The organism is Streptomyces sp. NRRL WC-3626, assembly GCF_000718785.1.
GTDB classification, from domain to species: Bacteria; Actinomycetota; Actinomycetes; order Streptomycetales; family Streptomycetaceae; genus Streptomyces; species Streptomyces edwardsiae.
This window is the reverse complement of record NZ_JOCA01000040.1, coordinates 20,634-27,666: the sequence shown is the minus strand read 5'-3', so window position 1 is coordinate 27,666 and position 7,033 is coordinate 20,634. Positions and strand designations below refer to the sequence as shown.

Here is a 7,033-nt window from a genome sequence, read left to right as displayed (position 1 = left end):
GTCGAAGGACAGCGAGATCTCGAGCACGGAGAGGATCGCCACGATGCCGAAGGCGGTCCACCCCCCGAAGAGGACCGCTGCGACCAGACCGAGCGCGGTGACCGCGAACGACCAGCCGAAGGTCTTCAGCACCACCGGTCAGCTCACCGTGCCTTCGGGGAGGAGGGCGATGCCGTCGTCGTCGGCGTGCAGGACGTCGCCGGGGCGGAAGGTGACGCCGCCGAAGGTGACGGGTACGTCGACGGCTCCGGCCGCGTCCTTGGCGCTCTTGCGCGGGACGGTGCCCAGTGCCTTGATGCCGAGCCGGAGCCCGGCCAGGGCGGCGCTGTCGCGGACGGCGCCGTGCAGGACCAGGCCGGCCCAGCCGTTGTCCTGGGCGGCACCGGCGATGAGGTCGCCGACCAGGGCGGTGCGCAGGGAGCCGCCGCCGTCGACGACGAGGACGGCGCCGTCGCCCGGGGTGCGGAGCAGGTCGCGCAGCAGGCCGTTGTCCTCGTGGCAGGAGACGGTGCGCACCGGGCCGGCGAAGCCGCGGTGGGCACCGAACTGGCGGAACTGCAGGTCACAGACGCGCAGGTCGGTGCCGTACCGGTCGACGAGGTCGGGCGTGGGGACGGGGGTGACTTTCATGAGGGCTCCTTCTCTGGGGAGACTGCCGCGCTCGCGGTTCATCCGGCCGTCAGGGGGATGTGGGGGCGAGCGCGGCAGCCTGTTCGGGGGTGAGGGGACGGGTCGCGTGACCCCTCAGGAGGAGGTGCAGCTTGGCGGTCTCCTCCAGTTCCTCGATCGCGTCGGCGGCCTGCTCCAAGGACGCGCCGGCGACGACGGGACCGTGGTTGGCGAGCAGGACGGCGTGGTGGGTGCGGGCCGTCTCCTCGGCGAGCGGTTCCAGGCCGCTGTCGCCGGGGGCGTGGTAGGGGAGGAGGGGGAGGGGGCCGACGCGCATGGCGTAGTACGCGGTGAGCGGCGGCAGGGCGTCGGCGGGGTCCACGCCGTCCAGGCAGGAGACGGCGGCGGCGTGGGTGGAGTGCAGGTGCACGACCGCGTGGGCGCCTGGCCGGGCCCGGTAGAAGGCGGCGTGCAGGAACGCCTCCTTGGTGGGGCGGGGCCCGTCGAGGTGCCTGCCGGACAGGTCCGTACGGGACAGCTCGCTCTCCTCGACGGTGCCGAGGCTGGAGCCGGTGGGGGTGAGCAGGAGGCTGCCGTCGGCCAGGCGGACGGACAGGTTGCCGGTGAAGCCGTGGGTCAGGCCGCGCGTGAACAGGGAACGGGCGGAGCGCACGAGGCGCGTACGGGCGGCCGGCTCGTCGGTGTGAGCGGTCACTTGGTCTCCTCGACGACGGTGTGCAGGGCTCGGGTGAACAGGTCGGGTGCGCCGAAGTTGCCGGACTTGAGCATGAGGGCCAGGTCGCCGTGCTCGGTGGTGGCGTACGTCCACGGGACGCCGGGGTCGGCTTCCTCGCCGACGAGGACGGCACGGATCCCGAGGGCGGTGGTGACGGCACCCGACGTCTCCCCGCCCGCCACCAGCAGGCGTCGCACGCCGCGCCCGACGAGGCGGGAGGCGAGCGCGCCGAGCAGCTCCTCGACCTGCGCTGCGGCCTCGGTGACCCCCAACTGAGCCTGCACGGCGGCTAGTTCCTCCGGTGAGGCGGAGGCGTAGATCAGCACGGGCAGGTCGGGGTCCTGCTCGTCGTACCAGGCAAGCGCTTCGCCCACGACGTCGCGACCGGTGGCGGCGGCGAGGACGTCGAGGTGGAGGGAGGGCAGGCCGGCGGCGTAGAACTGGGCGATCTGTTCGAGCGTGCGGGCCGAGCAGCTGCCGGCCAGGACCGCCGCCCGGCCGTCACGCGGCCACGGCTCGGCGGCGGCCGGTCCCGACGCGGGGTAGGCGTGCCCCAGCCCTTCGGCCAGGCCCGCGGCACCGGCGACGACCGGCAGTTCTAGGGCGGCGGCGCCGAGCACGGCGAGGTCCTCGTCGGTCAGGGCATCGGCGACGACGTGCCGGACACCGGACTGCTGATGAGCGGTCAGGGCGTCGCGCACGGCCTCGACCCCGCGGCGCACGGTGGCCCAGTCGACCAGGCCCACCGGGTGGCGCGTCTGTGCGGACAGCAGACGCACCAGGGCAGAGTCCGTCATGGGATTGAGGGGGTGGTGGCGCAGCGGCGAGTCGGACAGCAACTGGTCGTGGACGAACAGATGGCCCTGGTAGACGGTGCGGCCGTTGGGCGGGGAGGCCGGGCAGTGCAGGGTGACCGCGGCGCCGGCGGCGTCCATCAGGGCGTCGGTGACCGGGCCGATGTTGCCCCGCGGGGTGGAGTCGAAGGTGGAGCAGTACTTGAAGTAGACCTGGGCCGCCCCCTTGCTCCACAGCCAGCGCTGGGCGGCGAGCGAGTCGGCGACGGCCTCGTCGACGGGCGTGGAACGGGACTTGAGCGCGACGACCGCGGCGTCGCAGTCCGCCGGGAGCGCGGTGGTGTCGTACGGGGCGCCGAAGACCAGGGCGGTGCGCAGGCCGGCCCGCCGGAAGGCGGCGGCGACGTCCGTGCCGCCGGTGAAGTCGTCGGCCGTGCAGCCGATGCGCAGGGTCATGGTCGGGGTCTCTCCTCGGGCTGTGCGTCGTACGGCTCGTGAGGTCCGGGGCGGGCGGCGTGGGAACCCGCCCCGGACGGTCCGGGGGTTACCGGCCGGCGCCGATGGCCTTGATCACGGCGGCGGTGAACTCGGTGGTGGAGGCGGAGCCGCCGAGGTCGCGGGTGGAGGTGCCGGCGGCGATCGCGTCGGCCACGCCCTTCTCGATGATGGTGGCGACGGTGGCGAGCTTCTCGTCGCCGTGCTTGACGGCGAGCCACTCGAAGAGCATCGCCCCGGAGAGGATCATGGCGACCGGGTTGGCGACGTCCTGCCCGGCGATGTCTGGGGCGGAGCCGTGGGAGGCCTGGGCCATGGCGGTGGTGGCGGAGGAGTTGACGGACGGGGCGGTGCCCAGCGAGCCGGAGATCTCGCCGGCCAGGTCGGAGAGGATGTCGCCGAACATGTTCTCGGTGACGATGACGTCGAAGTCCTGGGCGCGGCGCACCAGGTGGACAGTCATGGCGTCGATGTGGAAGTCGTCCACCGCCACGTCCGGGTAGTCCTTCGCGACTTCCTGGCACACCGAGCGGAACAGGCCGGTGGTCAGCTTCAGGACGTTGGCCTTGTGGACGATGGTGAGCTTCTTGCGGCGCGAACGGGCCAGGTCGAAGGCGACGCGGGCGACGCGCTCGGTGGCCTCACGGGTGATGATGCCCAGCATGATGGCCGTGTCGGGGGTGGGCATGAACTCACCCGTGCCGGCGAAGGTGTTGCGGTCGGCGTAGAAGCCCTCGGTGTTCTCACGGACGATGACGAGGTCGGCGTCGTCGCAGACGGCCTTCGCGCCGGGGAAGCTCTTGGCCGGGCGGATGTTGGCGAAGAGCTGGAAGTGCTTGCGCAGGGTGCCCGAGGGGTTGAGGGCGGACTTGTGCGGCTCGGGGTAGGACACGGAGTCGTGCGGGCCGAGGTACCAGCCGTCCAGCCCGGCCAGGGCGTCCTTGGTCTCCTCGGGGACCGGGGTGCCGTGGCTCTCGATGGCGGCGGCGCCCAGCGGCAGGGTCACCCAGTCGACGGAGACGCCCGCGGCCTGCGCGGCGGCGGTGGCGATCTCGACGGAGGACGGCACGATCTCGGGGCCGATGCCGTCGCCCTCGAGGACGCCGAGGCGGTAGGTCGTGGTGCTCATGGTGCGGGTTCCTCTCGAAGAAACAGGGGTGGGGTCAGGACAGGGCGGACGCGGCGTCGGTGAGCGCGGTCCAGGAGCGGGCGGCGGCCTTCGGACTGTCGCCGTCCTGGGTGTGCTCCACGGTCAGCCAGCCGGTGAAGCCGCCCGCACGCAGCGCGGTGAACAGGGACGGGAGCCGGGGGTCGCCGACGGTCAGCGGGCCGCGGGTGGCGGGCGCGGCGAGCTGGAAGCAGCCGGTGACGCGGGCGTGGTCCGTGACCGCCCGGACGGCGTCGACGCCTTCGGCGTCGAGGTGGTAGGTGTCCAGCACCAGTCCGGCCAGGGCGTCGAGCGAGTCGATGAAGGCGAGGGCTTCGGCCGGGGTGTGCCACAGCGAGGTGTGGGCGCGTGACTGGGGTTCCAGCAGCAGTCGGCTGCCCCGGTCGGCCGCTTCCTCGGCCAGGCGCCGCACGGCGCGTTCGGCCCACAGGCGCTGCATGTCCTCCAGTCCCGGCAGGAAGGTGCCGCGGGTCTGGCCCAGGGTGACCGGGACGCCGAGCGCACCGGCCAGGCGGGCGGCGCCCAGCAGCCGGTCGAGAGCGCGCCGGCGCACGTCCGGTGCCGGGTCGGTCAGCGTCAGCCGGTCCTGTGCGGCGACCGGACCGGTGCCGATGCCCAGGACCTTCAGGCCACCGGACCCGACAATCCGCACCAGGGTCTCGGCGTCGCGGGCGCCGGACTCGCGGACCTGCACCTCCACACCGTCGTAACCCAGCTCGGACAGGTGGTGGACGGCTTCGGCGAGCCGCGCGCCGAAGCCGAGCGGCACGGGGGTCGCGCAGTCGTCGCCCGAGACGGTGTAGGCCAGCGGCCAGGGCAGTCCCGCGGTCACGGCGTGACCGCCGCGGCCGGTGCCGCCGACCGCTCGTCGGATGTGAGCAGCTCGCGCAGTTCACGCGCGGCGGCACTGGCACCGTCCAGCACCGGCACACCCAGCAGGGCGGCGAGGGCGTCGCGTGTCGGTGTGAGTGAGTACTGCGCCAGCAGCACCGCATCGACATCGGTGCCGTCGGCGGCATGCAGTGCGTCCGCCAGGTGACGGGCGGCAGACTCGGCGTCGTCTGTTGCGGCTGCTGCCTCGCTCAGGGCGGTCACGATGTCGACGGGGCGGTCCCGTCGGACCTCTGAGATGAGCGCTTCGAGCTGGACAACAGCGGCGGGAACGGCGGGCGGGGTCGATGCGACGACGCCGACGCGGCGGTAAGGCCCGGCAAGTGCTGCCTTGAACATCGCCTCGTCAGATTTCAGCACGGGCACGTTCCACAGTGCTCGGGCGGTGTCCACCACCTCTCCATAAGAAGAGCAGGTCAGCAGCAGGCCCTGGGCGCCGCCGTCCATCACGTGGCCGATCAGGCGGAGCATGCGCCGGCGCAGCACGTTCGTGAGCCCACCGGCCGCGCGGGCGTCGTCCAGGAGGCGGTCATCCAGCACGTTCCAGACCGTGGCCTGCGGGAACTCCCGAGCGAACGCCTCCTGGGCGATGCGAGCGCCGCGCGGCACGGCATGGATCATGGCGATGAGCGGGTGGGGTTCGATCACCGGGTTCTTCCTCTTCCGGTAGGCGGGGACCGGTAAGGGTCCCGACCGCGGGCTTGCTCCTGGGGCGGCGCCGCCACCCGCGGCATCAGCGTCCTCCACCTGAGCGCCACCGAGTACTTCGTCCACATGATCGGCCCCATGGCCCTCACCAGCCTGGCCATCATCGCCGTCGCCTACTGGCTCGGCCTGCGCGAGCGCCACAAGATCGACGGCGAGAAGCTCGCCGCCTACAAGCTCGAGATCGCCTCCGGCGAGGCGTTCGAGCCGGTCAAGGCCGACTGGCGCATGTGGTTCAACGCCGCCCTCACCCTGCTGCTGATGGTGCTGCTCATCGCCGAGGTCGCCGACCTCCTGGTGCTCTTCATGGTCGCCTTCGTCATCGCCCTGCTCGTCAATATCCGTGCCATCGGCGACCAGCAGGAGCTCATCAAGCGCCAGGCCGCCAACGCGGTCCCGGTGATGATCCTCGTCCTGGCCGCCGGCGTCTTCACCGGCATCATGACCGACTCCGGCATGATCAAGGCCATGGCCGACGCCGCCCTGTCGATCGTCCCGGACGGCTGGGGCAACGTCATCCCGCTCTTCACCGCGATCCTCGCCCTGCCCCTCGGCTTCTTCATGTCCAACGACGGCTACTGGTTCGGCGTCGTCCCCGTCCTCGCGGAGTCCGCCGCGCACTACGGCATCCCCGCCAACGAGATCGCCCGCGCCGGCGCCATCGGCCAGATCCTCCACATGATGGGCCCCACCAGCGCGCCCCTGTGGGTCCTCCTCGGCCTGGTCAAAGCCGAACTCGGCGACTTCCAGAAGCACGCCCTGCGCTGGGGCATTCTCGTCTCAGCCGCCTACATCCTCTTCGCCGTCATCACCGGCGCCATCAGCGTCACCTGAGCCCCGGACACCGCCCCGCACCCTTCGCCGCTCAGCCCGGCGGGCCGCACACAGCCCGCCGGGCCAGAGACGTCGAACGCCCGCCCGTCTCACCGGGTGGCACCCAGAACACCTGGGGCGGCGGTACCGAGGGACGTCGTCCCGGCCCCTGCTACGCGCGGCGCCTCTCCGGCCGCCCGTGCAGGAGGGTCGGTGCGGAAGCCCAACCTCGGCCAGGCCGATGACGTCCGGCGGGCCCGCAACCCGGGCCATCATGGCCAGGTCAGACCCAGGCATCTACCGGAACAGCACCGACCGGGCGGTCGGGGAGTACGTCAGACACGAGGACAGGACACCGGACTTGATTCCGCCTGGATGCTCTCCTCCGGCATCAGTTGGCGGACCTCACACCGGGTCTGCGCTGCCCGTTCCGAGGGCGCGTCGCGGGCTCGACGGCCCGACGGGGGTGGCTCCGAACACACCACGGGTCCGCAGATCCCCGAGGTCCGGGATACGGACGCCGGGCGCAGCGTCGAGAGCGGCTGGTCACAGTGATCATCGTACGGGCGCCGCTCATCACGGTCGGCTCCCCGCCGTCTGGTTGGAGGAACTGCAGCGGCAAGGGCCAGCAGCCTGAGATCAGGGCAACGCAAGCTTCTCCTATGCCAAGGGTGCGCCCGGTGATGCGCTGATCGTGGCGGTTCGCTGCCGAGGGGCCGGGACGATGAAGGTCGAGGTGAAGACGGTCAACGTGTCGTTCCCGTTGGAGTGCCTCGCGGGTAGGACGACGACCACCTACAACCAAGTCGGCGTCTCCGGGGT

General features: G+C 72.1%; 7 protein-coding genes. 1 reads left to right on the top strand and 6 read right to left on the bottom strand.

The genetic code is table 11. The features are described 5' to 3' along the window. Nucleotides 1-138: 138 nt before the first annotated feature. The 6 genes from rraA to IF28_RS36755 form a co-directional block, all read right to left on the bottom strand. Entirely contained in the window at nucleotides 139-630 is a 492-nt protein-coding gene (gene rraA, locus IF28_RS0135455) for a ribonuclease E activity regulator RraA (RefSeq protein WP_030229445.1), read from the bottom strand. A gap of 49 nt (nucleotides 631-679) precedes the next feature. Then, a complete protein-coding gene (gene otnC / locus IF28_RS0135450) occupies nucleotides 680-1,324 on the bottom strand; it encodes a 3-oxo-tetronate 4-phosphate decarboxylase (protein ID WP_030229442.1) in 645 nt (214 codons plus the stop codon). Next, nucleotides 1,321-2,595 carry a 3-oxo-tetronate kinase gene (otnK, locus tag IF28_RS0135445; RefSeq protein ID WP_030229440.1) on the bottom strand — a complete coding sequence of 425 codons (1,275 nt, stop codon included), beginning with the start codon at nucleotides 2,593-2,595 and terminating at the stop codon, nucleotides 1,321-1,323. The genes otnC and otnK overlap by 4 nt, the downstream gene beginning before the upstream one ends. Before the next feature lie 88 nt (nucleotides 2,596-2,683). Then, a complete protein-coding gene (locus IF28_RS0135440; RefSeq protein WP_030229438.1) occupies nucleotides 2,684-3,763 on the bottom strand; it encodes an isocitrate/isopropylmalate dehydrogenase family protein in 1,080 nt (359 codons plus the stop codon). Between the two features lie 34 nt (nucleotides 3,764-3,797). Further along, nucleotides 3,798-4,634 (bottom strand): sugar phosphate isomerase/epimerase family protein, encoded by an 837-nt coding sequence (locus tag IF28_RS0135435; protein ID WP_030229436.1) that lies wholly within the window; start codon nucleotides 4,632-4,634, stop codon nucleotides 3,798-3,800. Further along, a complete protein-coding gene (locus tag IF28_RS36755) occupies nucleotides 4,631-5,341 on the bottom strand; it encodes an aspartate/glutamate racemase family protein (protein ID WP_051713996.1) in 711 nt (236 codons plus the stop codon). Before IF28_RS36755 ends, IF28_RS0135435 begins: the two co-directional genes overlap by 4 nt. A gap of 138 nt (nucleotides 5,342-5,479) precedes the next feature. Here IF28_RS36755 and IF28_RS0135425 point away from each other — a divergent pair, with 138 nt between their 5' ends. Next, a complete protein-coding gene (locus IF28_RS0135425; protein ID WP_234325414.1) occupies nucleotides 5,480-6,232 on the top strand; it encodes an SLC13 family permease in 753 nt (250 codons plus the stop codon). Nucleotides 6,233-7,033: the final 801 nt, after the last annotated feature.

What these genes read in the sequence shown, in the direction of transcription:
- rraA (WP_030229445.1), bottom strand. Translation starts at nt 630, where the DNA reads ATGAAAGTCACCCCCGTCCCCACGCCCGACCTCGTCGACCGGTACGGC.
- otnK (WP_030229440.1), bottom strand. Translation starts at nt 2,595, where the DNA reads ATGACCCTGCGCATCGGCTGCACGGCCGACGACTTCACCGGCGGCACG.
- IF28_RS0135440 (WP_030229438.1), bottom strand. Translation starts at nt 3,763, where the DNA reads ATGAGCACCACGACCTACCGCCTCGGCGTCCTCGAGGGCGACGGCATC.
- IF28_RS0135425 (WP_234325414.1), top strand. Translation starts at nt 5,480, where the DNA reads ATGGCCCTCACCAGCCTGGCCATCATCGCCGTCGCCTACTGGCTCGGC.